The organism is Streptomyces sp. NBC_00162 (assembly GCF_024611995.1).
In the GTDB taxonomy this organism is placed as follows: domain Bacteria; phylum Actinomycetota; class Actinomycetes; order Streptomycetales; family Streptomycetaceae; genus Streptomyces.
Genome location: NZ_CP102509.1, coordinates 1,243,826 through 1,262,304 on the forward strand (window position 1 = coordinate 1,243,826; position 18,479 = coordinate 1,262,304).

Annotated in this window: 15 protein-coding genes and 2 pseudogenes; 6 read left to right on the forward strand and 11 right to left on the reverse strand. The window is 72.4% G+C overall.

Annotation, left to right across the window (positions count from 1 at the left end; all coding sequences use genetic code 11):
- The first annotated feature begins 5 nt into the window (after nt 1-5).
- Nucleotides 6-1,361 carry a cation:dicarboxylate symporter family transporter gene (locus JIW86_RS06505; RefSeq protein WP_215150499.1) on the forward strand — a complete coding sequence of 452 codons (1,356 nt, stop codon included), beginning with the start codon at nt 6-8 and terminating at the stop codon, nt 1,359-1,361.
- A 265-nt stretch (nt 1,362-1,626) separates the two neighbouring features.
- On the forward strand, nt 1,627-3,402 hold the full coding sequence (locus tag JIW86_RS06510; protein ID WP_257552905.1) for a S8 family peptidase: 1,776 nt from the start codon (nt 1,627-1,629) through the stop codon (nt 3,400-3,402).
- 57 nt (nt 3,403-3,459) lie between these two features.
- Here the strand turns inward: JIW86_RS06510 and JIW86_RS06515 are convergent, their stop codons facing one another.
- From JIW86_RS06515 to JIW86_RS06525, 3 genes are all read right to left on the reverse strand, one after another.
- Nucleotides 3,460-4,131 carry a (2Fe-2S)-binding protein gene (locus tag JIW86_RS06515; protein WP_257552906.1) on the reverse strand — a complete coding sequence of 224 codons (672 nt, stop codon included), beginning with the start codon at nt 4,129-4,131 and terminating at the stop codon, nt 3,460-3,462.
- 27 nt (nt 4,132-4,158) lie between these two features.
- Complete coding sequence (locus JIW86_RS06520) at nt 4,159-5,418, reverse strand: MFS transporter (RefSeq protein WP_257552907.1); 1,260 nt, start codon at nt 5,416-5,418, stop codon at nt 4,159-4,161.
- Nucleotides 5,419-5,496: 78 nt separating this feature from the next.
- On the reverse strand, nt 5,497-6,297 hold the full coding sequence (locus JIW86_RS06525; RefSeq protein ID WP_257552908.1) for an alpha/beta fold hydrolase: 801 nt from the start codon (nt 6,295-6,297) through the stop codon (nt 5,497-5,499).
- 140 nt (nt 6,298-6,437) lie between these two features.
- Between JIW86_RS06525 and JIW86_RS06530 the strand changes: the two genes are divergently transcribed.
- On the forward strand, nt 6,438-7,124 hold the full coding sequence (locus JIW86_RS06530; RefSeq protein ID WP_215150494.1) for a GNAT family N-acetyltransferase: 687 nt from the start codon (nt 6,438-6,440) through the stop codon (nt 7,122-7,124).
- Nucleotides 7,125-7,177: 53 nt separating this feature from the next.
- Here the strand turns inward: JIW86_RS06530 and JIW86_RS06535 are convergent.
- A pseudogene (locus JIW86_RS06535) lies at nt 7,178-8,204 on the reverse strand (TolB family protein).
- Between the two features lie 251 nt (nt 8,205-8,455).
- On the opposite strand from JIW86_RS06535, the gene JIW86_RS06540 reads away from it, so the two are divergent.
- On the forward strand, nt 8,456-9,700 hold the full coding sequence (locus JIW86_RS06540) for an alpha/beta hydrolase (RefSeq protein ID WP_322975494.1): 1,245 nt from the start codon (nt 8,456-8,458) through the stop codon (nt 9,698-9,700).
- Here JIW86_RS06540 and JIW86_RS06545 read toward each other — a convergent pair.
- Nucleotides 9,678-11,158, reverse strand: a pseudogene (locus JIW86_RS06545) (carboxylesterase/lipase family protein). The gene JIW86_RS06540 and the pseudogene JIW86_RS06545 overlap by 23 nt on opposite strands.
- Before the next feature lie 194 nt (nt 11,159-11,352).
- Here JIW86_RS06545 and JIW86_RS06550 point away from each other — a divergent pair.
- Nucleotides 11,353-11,640, forward strand: coding sequence for a chaplin (locus tag JIW86_RS06550; protein ID WP_257552909.1), 288 nt, complete (start codon nt 11,353-11,355; stop codon nt 11,638-11,640).
- 66 nt (nt 11,641-11,706) lie between these two features.
- On the opposite strand, the gene JIW86_RS06555 is transcribed toward JIW86_RS06550, so the two are convergent.
- The 6 genes from JIW86_RS06555 to JIW86_RS06580 form a co-directional block, all read right to left on the reverse strand.
- A complete protein-coding gene (locus JIW86_RS06555; protein ID WP_257552910.1) occupies nt 11,707-12,564 on the reverse strand; it encodes a tyrosinase family protein in 858 nt (285 codons plus the stop codon).
- 16 nt (nt 12,565-12,580) lie between these two features.
- Entirely contained in the window at nt 12,581-12,946 is a 366-nt protein-coding gene (locus JIW86_RS06560; protein ID WP_257552911.1) for a tyrosinase cofactor, read from the reverse strand.
- Nucleotides 12,947-12,974: 28 nt separating this feature from the next.
- Nucleotides 12,975-13,694, reverse strand: a complete 720-nt coding sequence (locus JIW86_RS06565; RefSeq protein WP_257552912.1) for a trimeric intracellular cation channel family protein — start codon at nt 13,692-13,694, stop codon at nt 12,975-12,977.
- Between the two features lie 168 nt (nt 13,695-13,862).
- The gene (locus JIW86_RS06570; protein ID WP_257552913.1) at nt 13,863-14,978 is read right to left on the reverse strand and encodes an acyl-CoA dehydrogenase family protein; all 1,116 of its coding nucleotides are present in this window, start codon (nt 14,976-14,978) and stop codon (nt 13,863-13,865) included.
- Nucleotides 14,975-16,168 carry an acyl-CoA dehydrogenase family protein gene (locus JIW86_RS06575; protein ID WP_257552914.1) on the reverse strand — a complete coding sequence of 398 codons (1,194 nt, stop codon included), beginning with the start codon at nt 16,166-16,168 and terminating at the stop codon, nt 14,975-14,977. Before JIW86_RS06575 ends, JIW86_RS06570 begins: the two co-directional genes overlap by 4 nt.
- On the reverse strand, nt 16,165-17,142 hold the full coding sequence (locus tag JIW86_RS06580; RefSeq protein ID WP_257552915.1) for an NADPH:quinone oxidoreductase family protein: 978 nt from the start codon (nt 17,140-17,142) through the stop codon (nt 16,165-16,167). Before JIW86_RS06580 ends, JIW86_RS06575 begins: the two co-directional genes overlap by 4 nt.
- Before the next feature lie 193 nt (nt 17,143-17,335).
- On the opposite strand from JIW86_RS06580, the gene JIW86_RS06585 reads away from it, so the two are divergent.
- The gene (locus JIW86_RS06585; protein ID WP_257552916.1) at nt 17,336-18,472 is read left to right on the forward strand and encodes a DUF3466 family protein; all 1,137 of its coding nucleotides are present in this window, start codon (nt 17,336-17,338) and stop codon (nt 18,470-18,472) included.
- Nucleotides 18,473-18,479 lie beyond the last annotated feature (7 nt).

Below are 18,479 nucleotides of genomic sequence, written 5' to 3' on the forward strand. Positions count from 1 at the left end.
GCATCGTGGCCGCCACGCGCGACAGAACGCACTATCTCTACATCGCGGTGATCGCCGCGGTGCTCCTCGGCATCGCCGTCGGCTTCGCCGCCCCCGGCGTGGCCGTGGAGCTCAAGCCGCTGGGCACCGGCTTCGTGAACCTCATCAAGATGATGATCTCGCCCGTGATCTTCTGCACGATCGTGCTGGGCATCGGATCGGTCCGCAAGGCCGCCAAGGTGGGGGCGGTGGGCGGGCTCGCCCTCGGCTACTTCATGGTGATGTCCACCGTGGCCCTCGCCATCGGCCTGCTGGTGGGGAACCTGCTGGACCCGGGCAGCGGGCTCCACCTGACCGAGGCGGCCAAGCACGCCGGAGAGGCGCAGGCCAAGGCGGGCGGGGCCAAGACCACGCCGGAGTTCCTGCTCGGGATCATCCCGACCACGCTGGTGTCCGCCTTCACCGGCGGCGAGGTGCTCCAGACGCTGCTGGTGGCGCTGCTGTGCGGGTTCGCGCTCCAGGCCATGGGCACGGCGGGCGAACCCGTGCTGCGCGGGATCGGGCACGTGCAGAAGCTGGTGTTCAGGATCCTGGCGATGATCATGTGGGCCGCCCCGGTGGGCGCCTTCGGAGCGATCGCGGCGGTGGTCGGGGCCACCGGCATCGACGCGCTGAAGTCGCTCGCCGTCATCATGATCGGCTTCTACGCGACCTGTCTGATCTTCGTGTTCGTGGTGCTGGGCACGCTGCTGCGGGTGTGCACGGGAGTCAGCGTGTTCGCCCTGCTGCGCTACCTGGGGCGCGAGTTCCTGCTGATCCTGTCCACCTCCTCCTCGGAGTCGGCGCTGCCGCGCCTCATCGCGAAGATGGAGCACCTGGGGGTGTCCCGGCCGGTCACCGGCATCACGGTGCCGACCGGGTACTCCTTCAACCTGGACGGGACCGCGATCTACCTGACGATGTCCTCGCTGTTCGTCGCGGAGGCGATGGGCAAGCCGCTCGCGCTGGGCGAGCAGATCTCGCTGCTGCTGTTCATGATCATCGCCTCGAAGGGCGCGGCCGGTGTGACCGGCGCGGGCCTGGCCACGCTCGCCGGCGGACTGCAGTCGCACCGGCCGGAACTGGTGGACGGGGTCGGCCTCATCGTCGGCATCGACCGGTTCATGAGCGAGGCACGGGCACTGACGAACTTCGCGGGGAACGCGGTCGCGACGGTGCTCATCGGCACATGGACCAAGGAGTTCGACCGCGGACGGGCCGACGAGGTCCTGGCCGGACGGCTGCCCTTCGACGAGACCACGCTGGTGGACGACGCGCCGCACGAACCGGCGGGCGCCGTCCCGCTCCAGCCGGAAGGCGCCAAGGACGGCGTACCGGTCTAACCGGTGGGCCCAGTCGGGCCGGCCGGGCAGGGCTCGCCCCCACGGTGCCCAGCCCGGTCGGTCCCGACTACTCCCGGTAGGGGCGATTTTCAGCCATGGGCCGGAGAACGCGCGTGCGGTAAAAGGTACTTCCATATCGGGGCACACGTCTGACATCTTGCGTCCACCACTCGTTTCGTACGGCCCGGTAGGTGTCATCCGCACCACCGGGTCATCGGAGGACGCATTGATACCCCACATATCCAGCCGACCTCGACGTACCCTCGTGCTGGCCGCCACACTCGGCGCCGCACTGACCTTCGGGGCTCCCGCCGCACTCGCCGGCACCGACCCCGTCGCCCCCTCCGGCTCCGCTTCCGCCCCGGCGGCCGCGGCGGCTCCCCAGGCCGCGGCCCCGACTTCCCAGAGTGCGACCTGGGTTGCCGGCACCCGCGCCTACTTCGTGATCACCACACCCGGTGACACCTCGGCGGTCCGCGCCGCCGTCGCCTCCAACGGCGGCTCGGTCTTCGCGTCCTACGACGCGATCGGCGTGATCGTCGCCCACTCGGCCTCCGGCACCTTCGCCACCACCATGCGCGGTGCGAGCGGGGTCCAGCAGGTCGGCGCCACCCGCACCTCGGACGTGCCGGCGGACGCCTACAACCCGGCGCTGCCCGCCAACCCGGCGCAGTCCACCACCCCGGCGGGCGAGCCGGTCCGCGCCGACATGACGCAGATCAAGGCCGACCAGGCCTGGGCCGTCACCACCGGCTCCGCCAGCGTCAAGGTCGGCATCCTGGACACCGGTGTGGACGACCAGCACCAGGACCTGGCGCCGAACTTCAACGCGGCGGACTCCGCGTCCTGCGCGTACGGCAAGGCGGACACCCGCACCGGGGCCTGGCGGGACGTCGGCACCCACGGCACGCACGTGGCCGGTACGGTCGCGGCCGCCAAGAACGGCAAGGGCGTCATCGGCGTGGCCCCGGGCGTGAAGATCTCCTCGGTGCGCATCGCCGAGCCCGGCTCCTCGCTCTTCTTCGCCGAGAACACCGTCTGCGGCTTCATGTGGGCCGGTGACCACGGCTTCAAGGTCACCAACAACAGCTACTACACCGACCCGTGGCAGTTCAACTGCCCGGACAACGCCGACCAGGCCGCGATCATCGAGGGCGTCAAGCGCGCCCAGGAGTACGCGGAGGGCAAGGGCTCGCTCCAGGTCGCGGCGGCCGGCAACTCCAACCTGGACCTGGCCAACAAGACGACCGACACCGAGAGCCCGAACGACTCGACCCCGGTCACCCGCACCATCACCAACGCCTGCCTCGACATCCCGACCGAACTCCCGGGCGTGGTCACGGTCTCGGCGATGGGCACCACCGCGAAGGCCTCGTACTCCAACTACGGCCTGAACGTCATCGACGTCACGGCCCCCGGCGGCGACGCGACCGGCATCTACAGCACCCAGCCGGGCGGCAAGTACGGCACCATGAGCGGCACCTCGATGGCCTCCCCGCACGTGACCGGTGTGGCCGCGCTGCTGGCGAGCACCAACCCGGGCATCACCCCGGCGCAGCTGCGCGACAAGCTGGCCACCCAGGCCAACGACGTGGCCTGCCCGTCGGACAGCCGGTGCAAGGGCACCACGGCGAAGAACGGCTTCTTCGGCGAGGGCCAGGTCGACGCGCTCAAGGCCGTCGGCAGCACCCCGCCGCCCGGCAAGTACTTCGAGAACCTCGGTGACTTCGCCATCGGCGACAACACCACCGTGGAGAGCCCGATCACGGTCAGCGGGAAGACCGGCAACGCCCCGGCCACCCTCAAGGTGGGCGTGAACATCGTGCACAGCTACATCGGTGACCTCAAGGTCGACCTGATCGCCCCGGACGGCACCGCGTACAACCTGCACAACCGGACCGGCTCGAGCACGGACAACATCAACCAGACCTACACCGTCAACGCCTCCTCGGAGGTCGCGAACGGCACCTGGAAGCTCCGTGTGAACGACAACGCCGGCGGCGACACCGGCAAGATCGACGCCTGGAACCTCACCTTCTAGTTCCGGCCCGCCGCGGGGGCCCCCGGGAGCACGTGCTCCCGAGGGCCCCTGCCGCGTTCACCGGGTCCGCAGCACGCAGTCCCCGCAGAAACCGCCGCCGGGCACCCGGTAGTAGAGGCAGCAGCTGCGCCGTACGAAGGCCACCCCGAGCCCTTCCTCGTGGACGAAGGTGCCGGTACCGGCGAGGGCTCCGTCGTCGGCGAGCAGGGCGGCCGCCAGTTCCGCGGCCGCGGCGCCGGGAATCCGGTCGACCAGCACGCGCAGGGCCCCGACCAGCCCCGACGCGGTGTTGCCCCGCAGGACCTTGGGCGACACCCCGAACCGCTCCCGCACGGCGGCGTCGAGCTGCGCCAGATTGCCGAGCACGTTCTCGCCGAGCTCCCCGGCCGGCAGCTCCCCCGGCTCGGGCAGCCACAGCTCCAGCGATCCCGCACCGGGCAGCCGCCACCACACGCGGTCGGCGGCCAGGTCCGGCACCCGCCCGGCCAGCGCCGCGCAGCCCAGCCCGATCGACCACAGCCGTGCGGCGATGCCGAACTGGGCGGTCGAAGCGGCCACCCGCCCCGGCCCGCTGCGGATGCGCCGCCCCACCTCCGCGACGTACGGCGCGAGTTGCTCCCCGTACAGCGCGGTCAACGGCCGGAACCCGGGCCCGGGCGGCGGTTCCTTCCCGTACGCCACGGTGAAGAAGGGACCCAGGGATCCCAGTTGCCTCAGTACGTCGTCCACGCCGCTCACCGTATCCGCCGCCGGGCCTCACCCCGGCTGTCCGACGGCCCCCGCGGGCCTGGCCTGCCCGGCCTGCCCGGCCTCCTGTCGGACCGGCCCGGCCCGGCGGACCGCAGGGCCCATCCCGTACGAGGCGGCCAGCAGGATCGCGCCGAGCAGCAGCCATCCCGGGATCCCCCACCCCAGGAGCAGCCAGGTCAGCACCAGCGGACCGACGGTCCTGGCCACCGGGACCCCGGCGGCGAAGAAGCCCTGGTACTGGCCCATCCGGTCCGCCGGGGCCAGCGAGAAGCCGATCTGCCAGGACCCGGCGGACTGCCGCATCTCGCCGTCCGCCTGGAGCACCGCGCCCACCACCAGCAGCGCGGCGGCCGCCCAGGCCGGGCCGGGCAGCGCGGAGAGCGCGAACACCGCGCACGAGACGGCCATGACCAGCCCCGACACCCGCACCGCCCGCCGCGCGCTGTCCAGGTCGGTGACCGGCCGGGCCACGCGCACCTGGAACAGCATCACGGCGGCGGTGTTCAGCACGAACAGCGCCGACACCAGCCAGCCGGGGGCGTGGGTGCGCTCCACGATCCACAGCGGGATGGCCAGGCTGAGCAGCGGCATCCGCAGCAGCAGGACCGCGTTCAGCAGGGTGACCAGCACGTACGGCCGGTCGCGGAGCACGGCCAGCCGGGGCTCGCCCGCCGCCCGCCCGGTCACGGGTGCCACCGCCGGCAGCCGCAGCAGCACGGCGGCGCAGACCAGGAAGCCCGCCCCGTCCAGCACGAACACGGCGAGGTAGGCCCGCTCGGTGTCCGCGCCCAGGGCGAGCCCGCCGAGGGCGGCGCCCAGCGCCAGCCCGCCGTTGAGCACGGACTGGAGGTGGGCCAGTACGCCGGTCCGCTGCTCCGGGGGGACGAGGCCCGCGAGCAGCGCCTGCCGGGAGGCCGCCAGCCCGCACTGGGCGGTGGCGTACACGACGACGGCGATCAGGAAGGCCCAGAAGGACCGGATGAGGAGGAAGGCGAAGACCGAGGCGGCGGTGGCCACCGCCAGCGCCGCCGAGGTGCCCCGGGGGCCCCGCCGGTCGGCGAGCGCCCCCAGCGGCACCCCGGCGACGGAGCCGACGGCCCAGGCGACCGTCAGCCCGAGGCCGATCTGCGCGGGCGAGAGACCGACCACTCGGGTGAAGTAGAGCGCCGAACACACGTAGTAGGCGCCGTCCCCGACGGAATTGCTCAGCTGGGCGGCGACCAGTCGGCGCGGTGGGCCGGGCGGAGGCAGGATCCGTATCGTCACCGGCCCATTGGATCAGCCGAACGGCCCACTCCACTGGTCCATTGGGGGCCTGGTACACCGGTCCACTTCGCCCCTGGGTCAGAGGCCGGAGAGGAACTCCAGCAGCACCCGGTTGAAGGCCTCGGGCTGCTCCACGCCCGGCAGGTGCCCGGCCCCCTCGATCACGGCGAGCACCGAGTGCGGCACCAGCGCGTGCAGGGTCTCGGCCGCCGCGACCGGGGTGTAGACGTCGTCCGCGCCGACGACGACCAGACAGGGCTCGGCGGTCTCCGCGAGCACGGGCCGGTAGTCGGGGCACTCGGCGCGGCCGCGCAGGGCGGCCGCGGCGCCCTCGGGGTCGGTCGCGCGCATCATGGCGGACACCCGTGCGGCGGCCCCCGGCATGCCGGTCACGTTGTAGGGCGCCAGCATCTTGTCGATGACGTCTTCGGCGTAGGGCCCCATGCCCTCGGCGAGCAGCCGGTCGGCGGTCTCGAGGCGGGCCTTGCGGACCTCATCGGTCTCCGGAATCGCGGTCGTGTCGCTGAGCACGAGGGCCCTGACCAGACCCGGGTGGCGCAGCCGCATCTCCATGGCGATCTGCCCGCCCATGGACACTCCGCCGACGACCACCTGTTCGACACCCAGGCGGGCGAGGAGGGCGGCGAGATCATCGGCGAAGTCGGCGAGCAGCGTCTTGCCCGGGCGGACCGGGCTCTCCCCGTATCCGCGCAGGTCAGGGGTGATCACCCGGTACCCGGCGGCCGTCAGGGCGGCCGTCTGGGGGGCCCACATGGTGCGGTTGAACGGATGTCCGTGGATCAGGATTACGGGCTCTCCGCCGCGGGGACCCAAGTCGTCGAAAAAGAGACTCGCGCCATTGCCAAATTGGGGGTTCATGAGAGGAGTTTAAGGAGCTACATTGAGCCACCCGCGTTCACCTGACCGCCTGTTGCCTTTCACCCGTGTTTTGCACTGGGGGCAACGTCAGAAACGCAGACTGTGCAACCACCCCACCGCCCAGAAGGACCGAAGGCTCCGTGCCCGTACCCGTACTCCTCGCCGGCCGCTCCGTGCGGCTCGAGCCCCTCGCCCCCCACCACACCGAGGCTCTGGCCCTGGCCGGGGCCGAGGATCGTACGACTTACGCCTTCACTCCCGTACCCCACGGCGTGCAGGCGTCCCACGAGTACATCGACCGTGCCCTCGCCGATCAGGCGGCGGGTCGATCGGTCCCGTTCGCGGTGGTCAGAGCCACCGACGGGCGGGTCGTCGGTTCGACCCGGTTCCTGGAACTGGACTACTGGCAGGGGCCACTGGTGTGGCCCGCAGTGCCGGGCGTCCCGTTCGGCGATCCGGCGACGGCGATCCCCGATGCCGCCGAGATCGGCAATACCTGGCTGTCCCCGGGTGCCCAGGGAACCGGCATCAACACCGAGGCGAAGCTGCTCATGCTCCGCCATGCCTTCGAGACCTGGGGTGTGCGGCGGATCTCGCTGCGGGCGGACGCCCGCAACGGCCGCTCGCGTGCCGCGATGGAACGTCTCGGCTTCACCTGCGAGGGGGTCCGCCGGGCCCATTCGCGGGGGCTCGACGGCGCGGTCCGCAGTACGGCCTTCTACTCGATCCTCGACGAGGAGTGGCCGGCCGTGCGGTCGATCATCGAGCTGAGGCTGTCGGCCGGTGCGCAGCGCAAGCGGCGCCGGCGCACCTTGATCCCCGCGTAGTCCGCCTGGCGTAACGCTCCTGCGGCGGCCCTCCCCGGCCTCCTCCCCCGGATTCATCCGAGGAAGGCCGGGGCGAGGGCCGACGCCATGAGCCGGGCGGGGGCACCGCTGCCGTCGGCCGGCACCGAGTAGAGATCGGCGCCGAAGTCCCCCGGCAGGGAGTAGACGACGGTGCGGTCGTCCGTCCACACCACCTGGTCGTCCACGCTCCGCTCCTCGGCCAGCGGGGTCTCCGCTCCGGAGGCCAGGTCCAGTGCGTAAAGCCGCCACGGCGCCTCGGCCGGCAGGCCCGGCACCCGCTTCTTGAACACCACCCGGGTCCCGTCGGGCGACAGCGAGGGGCACTCGACGTTCTCGCGCAGCGTGGTCACGGTCCGCTCCGCGAGGTCTCCGCGGACCAGGTGGGTGCGGCCACCGGTGCCCAGCGTGGCGTAGAAGGTCCGCTCGTCGGCGGTGAAGGTCACTCCCCAGAAGTTCACGTCGGCGCTGCGGTACGGCTTGCCGTCCTTGAGGATCGTGAACTCCTCCAGCGAGGCGTCGAGCCTGCCGGTGCGCAGGTCGAGCACCGAGGTCCGCGTGGAGAAGTCGGTACCGGCGTACGAGTCCCCGCCGACGAAGACGGTCCAGGCGGCGAGCCTGCCGCCCGGCGAGACCCGGGCGCGGGTGGGGATGCCGGTCAGCGCGTGCGCGGAGACCTCCTTCAGGCGGGCGTCGAGGACGACGGCCCGGTAGCGGTCCGGGACCCCGCCCTTGTCGGCCTGGAGGCAGATCCCGGTCCCCGCGGCCGAGTGGAAACGCAGGCAGGCGACCCCCGAGGCGGTACGGGCCCCTCCGGCGCACCGGCCGGAACGGTGGCGAGTTCGTCGCGGTGCGGGCCCCAGGCCATGTTCCGGAACACGATCCGCGGGCCGCCCCCGCCGGGTTCAGGGAGACCGCACCCCGGGTGACCTGCGGGCCCTCGGCCTGCGTCCGGTTCTTCTCGTCGGCACGGGAGGAGGCCCGTACGAGTGCGGTCACGGCCACGGCGGCGAGCAGCACGAAGGCGGTGGCCAGGATCAGGATCCGGCGCTGGAGGGTCAAAAGGGGTCCTCTCCTCTCGCGGGGCGGGGGCACCATACCCATTGACATGCACATGAGCCAGGCCTGTCCGGCGAACGGCGCGGGAACGCGGCGGGCCTTGCCGGCGCCGGGCAACGGCCTTCCCCAAGAAAATCCCAAGAAAAGGAAAAATGCGGAACCCTGGCATGCTTTCGTTCATCCTTCGAACGGAAGGATCAAGCCCGCCAGACCACCGCCCCGTCGGGGCAGCACCAGCCGGAGAGCCACCGCACATGTCGTACGCACCCGAAGGGCAGCAGTACCAGCCGCCGTACCGGCCGGAGGGGCAGAACCCGCAGCAGCCCTACGGCGACCAGTACGTACAGCAGCAGTACGGGCAGCAGGAGTACGGGCAGCAGCCTCCCCACGGACACGGACCGTACGAGCCTTACGGGCAGGAGCCGGAGTACGAGCCCCGGCGCAAGTCCAGGGTCCGGCGCTGGGTGATAGCGGGTGTCGTCGTCCTCGCGCTCGCGGGCATAGCGGCCGGCGTGATGAACCACTACGAGATACCCCCGTTCACCGACAAGGGCTCGGCCGTGTCCTTCGGGAAGCCGCCCGCCGGCGGCGACGGCAAGAAGGACGCCCCCCAGCAGGCGGCGAACTCCAAGATGCTGATGCCCACCGGGCCGGCCGCCGACTTCAAGAATTCGATGACCCTGCCCGACGGGACGCACGTCGCCGTCACCACGCTGGACGGCAAGAAGTCCGGCTTCAAGGGCAAGGTGTGGGTCTGGGCGCCCAAGGAGTACAACGACCCCAAGTTCGCCAAGAGCGGCTTCCCGGTCATGATCGCCCTGCCGGGCGGCGCCGGATACCCGAGCAACTACTGGATGGGCACCGACCTCGGTCTCCAGACCAGCATCGCCAAGTGGTACTCCGAGGGGAAGAGCAAGCCGTTCATCCTGGCCATGCCGGTGCTCAACCCGGGGCCGGACGACAAGGGCGTCTACTGGGACGGCTCCGACATCCCCGACCAGCCGAAGATGGGCACATGGCTGACCGAGGACGTGCCGGACCTGATGAAGGCGAACTTCCGGACCGTGAAGTCCCGTGACGGCTGGGCCTTCATGGGTTCCTCCACCGGCGGGTTCGCGGGCCTGAAGGCCGTGCTGAAGCACCCGGACAAGTTCAAGGCCGTGATCGCCTCGGGCCCGGACATCGTCCCGGACTCCTCCCTCTGGAAGGGCCACGACAAGGAGAAGGCCGAGAACAACCCGGAGCTGCTGGCGAAGCAGCTCATCGACCGCAAGGGTCCGGACGTCTACCTCGCCTTCCAGGTCGGCGACAGCGAGAACAACAAGAAGACCCTGCCGGACGTGCAGAAGTTCATCGCCACCTTCGGCAACAAGGGGCCCGTGCACACCGAGCTGAGGATCATCAAGGGCGGCCAGCACAACGCCAAGACCTACGTCCCGAACATGGGCGAGGGGCCGATCCAGTACATCAGCAAGGTCATGGAAGGACCCGTCGAGTAACTGCCGGCGCCTCCACCGCGTCCACGGCCTCCACCCCCTCTTTGGCCTCCGGCCCGCCGAACGCCTTCGGCGGGCCGCTGCCGTTCCAGGGCGCCCAGCCCGGATCGCCGGTCACCGCGAAGCGCACCCAGGCCGTGTGCATCTCGTCGGCCAGCGCCTGCGGGGCGTCCGGCCCGGCCAGCCAGGCCGCCTCCGGCACGTCCAGCCTGTCGAATACGAAGCCCAACTCCAGGGCGTGGCAGGCGCCGAGCCCCGGGACGCCGGAGCGCCACGCGAACTCGTACAGGAAACTCGGCGCCGCCCGCCCCGCCCCGGCGAGCCTGCGCAGCGGATCGCGCAGCAGCCGGTCGGTGAGCAGCTGCCCCGCGAGGTCGGCGGGGCCGGCCCCGGGCAGGGCGGCGCGCAGCGCCCGTACGGCGGCCAGGTCCTTGCCGCTGCGCCACCGGGCCAGCGCCACCGCGAGCGGGCCCAGCCGGTCCAGCAGCCGCATCGCGCCCGTCGGGGCGAGCCAGAGCCGGTACTCCTCGGCGGTCCAGCCCAGCAGCAGCGGTACCTCGGCGGCGCGGGCCGCGTCGAGCGGGTCGCCGGGCAGCGTGTCCGGGTCGGCCACCAGGCCGAAGGCGGGACCGCCCGCGAGGGGCTCGATCTGCGCAGCACGGCCGCCTGGGCGGCGAGCAGGGTGGGCAGGGCGGTGGCGCCGAAGGCCTCCGCGGTGGCGTCCGTCTTCAGCAGGGAGGCCATCCGCCGGACCATGGCACGGACCCGGTCGCGGTGCAGCACCTCGGGGGCGCCGCTCTCCAGGACCGCCTGTGCGAAGAGTCCGGCGGCCCTGGGGGCGGCGAGCAGGGCGCCGATGCTGATGGCTCCGGCGGACTCGCCGAAGACGGTGACGCGGGCGGGGTCGCCGCCGAAGGCCCCGATGTTGTCCCGGACCCACTCCAGGGCGGCGATCTGGTCGAGCAGACCCCGGTTGGCGGGCGCGTCGGGGAAGAGCCCGTAGCCGAGGACGCCGAGGCGGTAGTTGAGGGAGACGAGCACGACCCCGTCGCGGGCGAAGGCGGAGCCGTCGTAGACGGGGACGGCCGAGGAGCCCCGGGTGAGCGCCCCGCCGTGGATCCACACCATGACGGGCAGCCGGGCCCCGGGCGCCGGCTCGGGGGTCCACACGTTGACGCTCAGGCAGTCCTCGCCGGGGATCTCCGGGTCTGCCAGCAGGGCCGCGAACTTCGGCGGGTAGGGCACCTTCGGCGCGGTGGGACCGTACGCACCGGCGTCGCGTACGCCGTCCCAGGGCTCCGGGGGCGCGGGCGCCGCGAAGCGGAGGGCGCCGACGGGCGGGGCGGCGTAGGGGATGCCGCGGAACACGGCGATGCCGTCCGGCCCCGTCCGGCCCTCGACCACGCCGTGCGCGGTCCTGGCCCTGGGCCGGCCGCCGGTGTCGCCGCCCGCTGTGCTCATCTGGTCCTCCCGCGTTCCGCCCCGCGCACGCGCGCGGTGCGCGCACGGTCGCACAGCGGCCCCACTGGTGACAAGCCGTGACCGTGACCTCACCAAGTAGGCCTAGCAGCCGTGACCACCCGGGCCTCCCCGCGTTGTATGCCATGTCAAACGCCGCAGACCTGCGGCACCCCATATCGCATGAGGAGATCTTGATGTCGCGTATCGCGAAGGCATTCGCCGTCACCGCTGTCGCCGGTAGCGTCGTGGCCGCCGGAGCGGGTCTGGCCGTCGCCGATGCCGGAGCGCACGGTGCGGCGATCGGCTCCCCCGGTGTCCTGTCGGGCAACCTGCTCCAGGTTCCGGTGCACGTCCCGGTCAACGTCTGCGGCAACACCGTCAACGTGATCGCCCTGCTGAACCCGGCGTTCGGCAACGTCTGCGTGAACGCGTCGGGCCACGAGGACAAGCACCACACCGAGGGCGGGGACTACGGCCACTGATCGTCGGCCGCTGATCGGCTGATCGGCTGAAGGGCCCCCGCCTCCTGGCGGGGGCCCTTTCCCGTGTCATTCGTAGCGGTAGATGCCCTGGTGGCCGAACATCTCGCGCGGGGTGACGTCCCACGGCGGCATCGGCTCGTCGAGGGCGATCACCCGGCCGCGCTGGAGGTCGCCGAGCGCGGGCGGCACGGCGGGCAGGTAGCCGGAGCGCGGGTGCTTCCGCTGCCAGCGGTCCCAGACCAGGTCCACGAAGGCGTGGTGCAGCCAGAAGGCCGGGTCGTTGGGCGCCGTTCCGCCCGTCATGTGGCCGCCGATCCACTGGTGGACCTTGTTGTGGTTGCGCCAGCGCTCGCTCTTGGGCGCGGCCCAGCCCTCCAGCTTGTTGCGGAAGCCGTCGACGGCGGAGTTCCAGGGCGAGATGTCGTAGACCGGGTCGTCGATCGCCCACTGGAGTTCGGCCGGGGTGGGCAGGGCGATCGGGTTCTGCGGCCGGCCGAGGTTGCGGGTGAGGAAGCGGGCTTCCGAGATGCCCACCGTCACCGTCCAGTTGCCCTTGTCGTGGGCGAACGGCCCGGTCATCACCTGCCGGTCCGAGGCGCGGCCGGTGCCGCCGAGGAAGTCGTCGGCCCAGAGGGAGGAGACCGGGCTGTTGTCGGTGGTCCAGTCCCAGTAGGGGATGGAGACGTTCGGGTCGACGGCCTGCAGCTGCTTCTCGAAGGCCAGCAGGTAGTACCGGTGCCACGGGAAGAAGGACGGGGACATGTGCCCGACTCGGAGCTTGCGGTCGCGGTCTGGCACGAAGTACTTGCCGTGGGTGCGCACGAAGGTGTCGTAGACGCCGTTTCGCTTGAGCTCCAGCACGGCCGCCGTGAACCGCTTCTTCTGGGCGCTGGTCAGGTTCTTCTGGTTCTGCCGGGTGTACAACTCGGGGCTCCTCCCCTCAGCCGTGGTGCGGGGCGGACGCCAGGACCAGCTGGGCCGTGCCCAGTTCGTCGACGGCCGCACGGGCCAGTTCCAGCGGTGTCCCGAAGGACTCGAAGTGGTTGACCCCGCTCAGGTAGCTGCCGTCGGCCCGGCGCATGACGTGCAGCGGGCGCCCGTCGATGCGGATCCCGGCCTGGTCCACGGCGATGTGCCGGCCCCGGTACGTCTCCTCCGCGAGCGGGGCCGGGGTGAGGGTCTGCCGGGGGCGGCGGGCACGCAGTACGGGAGCGAGCGCCGCGGCCGTGCCGGCGAGCACGGCCGCGGTGAAAGCCGTACGGAGAAGGGCGCGGCGGGTGGGAAGTGCGGCGGGTGCTGCGGACATTCGGTCTCCCTCGCTCGGTGGCCGGCGGCTACGGGTCTAACGCCGCGCGGCGGGCGAGGTCACCCCTGAGGGTGCTTGTAGAAGAGGGTCGTGGGGTGCACGCGGCCGTCTCGTGGTCGAGTCCGGCGAGGATGAGGATCAGGCCGCCGCGCGCTGGAGGGGGCAGGTGCAGGTCGCGGAAGATCGCCGCCATCCGGAGCGCGAAGACGAGACCGGCCGAGATGACGATGTCCAGCGTGTCCGCGGTCCCGGCCCGCTGCAGGCCGAGGTAGGCGGCGGCGCCCGCCAGCGCGGCGGTCGCGTACACCTCCTCGCGCAGCAGCAGCGGAGGGAACTCCCCGCACAGGACGTCGCGGACGACCTCGCCGGTGACGCCGGTCAGGACGGCGAGGATGAGGACGGCGACGGGCGTGACGTGGGCGTCGATCGCGGCCCGGGCGCCGATCACGGTCACCACGGCGAGGCCGAGGGCGTCGGCCACCATGAGGGTGCGGTGCGGGAGCTCCTGGCGGCGCAGGTAGAGCATGGTCGTCACGCCGACGGAGGCGATGAGCACGAGCAGCACCCAGTCGTGCGTCCAGTAGAGCGGGTGCCGGTCGAGGATCAGGTCGCGCAGGGTGCCGCCTGAGATGCCGGCGGCGAAGGCGAGGACGAGCCCGCCGAAGGGGTCCATGTTGGCGCGGTGCGCGGCCAGTACGCCGGAGGCGGCGAAGGCGGCGACGCCGAGGAGGTAGAGGGCGTGCAGCATGGCGCCTCCTTCACTGGGCGGGCGGGTTCTCGGGGGCAACCCGTCGAGGGTGCCGCACCCGGCCCGGCCCGCGCATCGGCCGTTCGGCCATGCCGCAGCCCCTGCCGGTGGGCGCCGGGCCGCACCCGCCCGAGCACGCCCTCTCCCGGGCCCGCTCCCGGACGCCTCCTAGGGGGCCGGGAGTTCCGCGAAGTCGGCGACCAGGCCGCGGTGGTGGCCCGCCGTGCCGAGGGTCAGGGAGTCGGCCTTGGCCCGCTTGAGGTAGAGGTGGGCCGGGTGTTCCCAGGTCATGCCGATGCCGCCGTGCAGCTGGACGCACTCCTCGGCGGCCCGGACGGCCACGCCCGAGCAGTAGGCCTGGGCGACGGCAACCGTGAGCGGTGCGTCGGGGGACGCGGTGGCCAGGGCGTCGGCCGCGGCCCTGGCCGCCGCCCGGGCGGAGGCCACGTCGAGCCAGAGGCGTGCCAGGCGGTGCTTGAGGGCCTGGAAGGACCCGACGGGCCGGTTGAACTGATGGCGGACCCGGAGGTATCCGACGGTCTCCGTCAGGCACCACTCGGCGATGCCCAGTTGCTCGGAGGCGAGCAGCCCGGCCCCGGAGAGCAGGGCCCCGGCGACGGCCGCCCGGGCCGTGGCGGGGTCGGCGAGCCGGGTGCCGGCGGCGGCGTCGAGGGTGACGGTGGCCAGCGGGCGGGTCAGGTCCAGCGGGACCTGCGCGGTGAGCTCGGCCGAGGCGGCGGGGACGGCGTACAGCCCGGTGTCGGCGAGCACCAGCAGCACGTCGGCGGCCACCGCGTCCGCGACGGAGGTGACCGTACCGGTCAGGGTCCCGCCGCCGGAGTCCCGGACGGCGGCCGGCAGCGGGGCGCCGGGGGCGAGGGTCAGCGGCACGGCCGGTACGCACACCTGCCGCCCCGAGGCCAGCTCCCGCAGCAGCGGGGCGGCGTCCCCGGTGTCGCAGCCGAGCAGGATCTCGGTGGCGAGCACAGCGCTCGTCAGGTACGGGACGGGCGCCACGGTCCGGCCCAGCTCCTCCAGGACCACCGCCGCCTCGCGGTGGCTCGCACCCTGGCCGCCGAGCTTCTCCGGGACGAGGAGCCCGGCCGCGCCGATCCCGGCGGCGAGGGGGCGCCACAGGGCGGGGTCGTGGGGGCGGTCGGTCTCGATCCGGGCGAGGATGCTCGCGGGTGAGCAGCGGGCCTCGAGGAGCGACCGTACGGCGGCGCGGAGTTCTTCCTCGGCCTCGGAGTAGAGCAGGTCCGTCGGTGTCGTCGGTACCGTCATCGGGTCAGATCCTTCCAGGCCAGGTCCTTGTCGTCGCGCGGTTCGGGAGGCAGGCCCAGCACGCGTTCGGCGACGATGTTGAGGAGGACTTCGCTGGTGCCGCCCTCGATGCTGTTGCCCTTGGCGCGCAGATAGCGGTAGCCGGCGTCGCGGCCGGTGAAGTCGACCAGTTCGGGACGGCGCATGGTCCAGTCCTCGTACGACAGGCCCTCCTCCGCGAGGAGTTCGACCTCCAGTGCGCTGATCTCCTGGTTGAGGCGGGCGAAGGTGAGCTTCATCCCGGATCCCTCGGGGCCGGGCTGGCCGACGGCGAGCTGCTGGCGCAGCCGTTCACCGGTGAGGCGGGCGACCTCGGCCTCCACCCACAGCTCCAGCAGCCGCTGGTGGAGGGCGTGGGTGCGCAGTTCGGGGCGTTCGCGCCAGGCAGCGGCGACCGGCGCGATCATGCCGCCCTCGCGCGGGATGCGCATGCCGCCGATGGAGACGCGTTCGTTCATCAGGGTGGTGCGGGCGACCGCCCAGCCGTCGCCGACGGCGCCGAGCCGGTGGGCGTCGGGGATGCGGACGCCGGTGAGGAAGACCTCGTTGAACTCGGCCTCGCCGGTGATCTGGCGCAGCGGCCGGACCTCGACGCCGGGGGCGTGCATGTCACAGAGGAAGTACGTGATGCCCCGGTGCTTGGGCTGCGCCGGGTCGGTGCGGGCGATCAGGATGGCCCAGCGGGCGGTATGGGCGCTGGAGGTCCACACCTTCTGGCCGTCGACCACCCACTCGCCCGACTCCTCGTCCAGGACGGCGCGGGTGCCGAGCGCGGCGAGGTCGGAGCCGGCGCCGGGCTCGCTGAAGAGCTGGCACCAGACCTCCTCGCCAACCCACAGGGGCCGCAGGAAGCGCTGCTTCTGCTCCTCGGTGCCGTACGCGAGGATCGTGGGCGCGGCCATGCCGAGGCCGATGCCGATCCGGCGCGGGTCGTTGTCGGGGGCTCCGGCGGCCTCCAGTTCGGCGTCGACCACGGCTTGGAGGGTGCGGGGGGCGCCGAGGCCGCCCAGGCCCTCGGGGTAGTGCACCCAGGCGAGTCCGGCGTCGAAGCGGGCGCGCAGGAAGTCCGTACGGGACGTGTCCGCGGGCGGGTGGGCGGCGAGCAGTTCCCGTACGCGTGTGAGCAGGTGCTCGGCGGTGGTGGCGGTCATCGGGAGACACCCCGGTCCCTGGGCATGACCAGAACCAGCCGGCCGGTGGTGGCGCCGTCGGCGAGGCGCTGCACGGCGTCGGCGACGGCGGGGAGCGCGATGGTTTCGCTGACCAGGGGCTTGATGGCGCCTTCGGCTGCGAGGCGGGTGAGTTCGGTGTGGCAGGCGGCGATCGAGGCCGGGTCCTTGACGGCGTAGAGCCCCCAGTGCAGGCCGAGGATCGAGTAGTTCTTGACGAGGGCGTGGTTGAGGGCGGGCGCGGGGACGGTGCCGCTCGCGAAGCCGACGACGACGATCCGGCCCTCGAAGGCCACGCACTTGGCGGAGGCGGTGTAGGAGTCGCCGCCGACGGGGTCGTACACGACGTCGGCCCCGCGCCCGCCGGTGAACTCCTTCACCCGGGCGATCACGTCCTCGGCCGTACGGTCGATCACCAGGTCACAGCCGAGTTCCTCGGCGGTACGCGCCTTGGCCTTGCCGCCGACCACCCCGATGACGGTGGCCCCGGCGGCCTTGCCGAGCTGGACGGCGGCGCTGCCGACCCCGCCGGCGGCGGCGTGTACGAGCAGGGTCTCGCCCGCCTGGAGGCGGGCCCGGCGGTGCAGGCCGAACCAGCCGGTCTGATAGCCGATGTGCAGGGCTGCGGCCTGGGCGTCATCAAGGCTCTCGGGGGCCGGAAGCAGGGCCCGTTCGGGTGCGACCACGTACTCGGCGAAGCCGCCGTGGGGCAGGCTCGGGTTGGCGATGACGCGGCGGCCGTCGTCGGTCAGGCCGCAGATCTCGACGCCGGGGGTGAAGGGCAGCGGCGGGCGGATCTGGTACTGGCCGCGTACGAGGAGGGCGTCGGGGAAATTGAGGTTCGCCGCCAGCACCTTCAGCCTCACCTCGCCCTCGCCGGGCACCGGTTCGGAGATCTCCTCGAGGCGCATGACCTCTCGGGGCTCTCCAGGGGTGTGTACTCGCCATGCCTGCATCCGGGGCCTCCAGCCGCCGTCGAGGAACCACGCTCCGCGGGCATACTAAGCGGTCGCTTGCCCTCCTGTGAACCACGCGGACACGCGGGAAAAGGGGCGGCCCTTCCGGTGGGGCCGGATTAGCATCAACGGGCAGTTGTCATGGGGCATATGACACGACCATCGGGGGAACCGTCCAATGAACAGAAGCCGTATGAGAGGTACCACGTCCGCCGCGGCGGCCGCCGCCGTCCTCGCGGGGCTGATCACCGCCGCCGGTCCGGCCGCGGCGGCCGAGCCGGCGTGCGCGCCCGGCATCACCGTCCTGCCCTCGCTGACGGGCGGCCCCGCGGGGGCGGTCCACGGCTTCGGAGCCGGCGGCCTGGCGGTGGGTTCCAGCGCCGGGCTGCCCGCGTACTGGACCGCGGACCACCGGGTCCACGCGGTGCCGATGCCGGAGGGCTTCCAGGAGGGCACGGTCACCGCCGTGAACGGCAAGGGCCTGATGGTGGGCACGGTCCGGAGCACCGTGCAGGGCTACCCGGGGGCCGCCTTCACCTACCAGCTCGGTGCCGGATCGGTCCAGCTGATCACCGCCTCGTCCGGACGCTCCGGCGGGGCGGACGTCAACGACGCGGGCCACGTCGTCGCCCTGGACGACGGCGTCGCCAAGGAGTGGGTGAACGGCCATGTGGTGCGCGAGCTGCCCGTCCCCGCCGACGCGCACCCGAGTACCGTCATCAGCTCGGTGAACGGCATCAACAAGCGCGGCGACATCCTCGGCACCGCGTACACGAACTACTGGGACCAGGACAACGACCAGATCGTCAGCAAGACCTTCCCCGTGGTCTGGCCCGCCGGCGACTACCCGACCTCGAGCCTCCCGGTATGGAACGACAGCGACTGGACCGTGGGCACCCACGCGACCGGCATCGACAACCGGGGACGGGTCGTCGGTTACGAGGCCCGCAGCTACCGGGACTGGCAGGAGCGCAAGCCCGCCGTCTGGAAGCGGCCGTACGACGCCCTGCCGGCCGGCCCCGGCCTGGTGGCCGGATACGAGCACCTCACGCTCGACGCCATCAGCCCGGACACGAACGCGACGGTCGGCACGGCCGTGACCTTCGTCGAGGGCTACGCCAACCACACCCAGGCCGCCTACTGGCCGGGTGCGGGCCCGGCGAAGGCGCTCCCCTACCCCGCGGGCGCCACGCCGGACGCGCGCAGCGAGGCCCTCGCGGTGTCGGACGACGACCGGGTGGGCGGCAGCTACTGGGGCTGGGACGGCGTCGGCTCGGGCGCCGTGATCTGGACCTGCGCGAGCAAGCAGGCTTACACGCCGCAGAGTTGATCCGGTC

Bases quoted from the DNA above. Each gene is read 5' to 3' on its own strand.
- JIW86_RS06540 (WP_322975494.1), top strand. From the start codon at position 8,456: ATGTCGTACGCACCCGAAGGGCAGCAGTACCAGCCGCCGTACCGGCCG.
- JIW86_RS06585 (WP_257552916.1), top strand. From the start codon at position 17,336: ATGAGAGGTACCACGTCCGCCGCGGCGGCCGCCGCCGTCCTCGCGGGG.
- JIW86_RS06570 (WP_257552913.1), bottom strand. From the start codon at position 14,978: ATGACGGTACCGACGACACCGACGGACCTGCTCTACTCCGAGGCCGAG.
- JIW86_RS06575 (WP_257552914.1), bottom strand. From the start codon at position 16,168: ATGACCGCCACCACCGCCGAGCACCTGCTCACACGCGTACGGGAACTG.
- JIW86_RS06525 (WP_257552908.1), bottom strand. From the start codon at position 6,297: ATGAACCCCCAATTTGGCAATGGCGCGAGTCTCTTTTTCGACGACTTG.
- JIW86_RS06560 (WP_257552911.1), bottom strand. From the start codon at position 12,946: ATGTCCGCAGCACCCGCCGCACTTCCCACCCGCCGCGCCCTTCTCCGT.
- JIW86_RS06565 (WP_257552912.1), bottom strand. From the start codon at position 13,694: ATGCTGCACGCCCTCTACCTCCTCGGCGTCGCCGCCTTCGCCGCCTCC.
- JIW86_RS06550 (WP_257552909.1), top strand. From the start codon at position 11,353: ATGTCGCGTATCGCGAAGGCATTCGCCGTCACCGCTGTCGCCGGTAGC.
- JIW86_RS06580 (WP_257552915.1), bottom strand. From the start codon at position 17,142: ATGCAGGCATGGCGAGTACACACCCCTGGAGAGCCCCGAGAGGTCATG.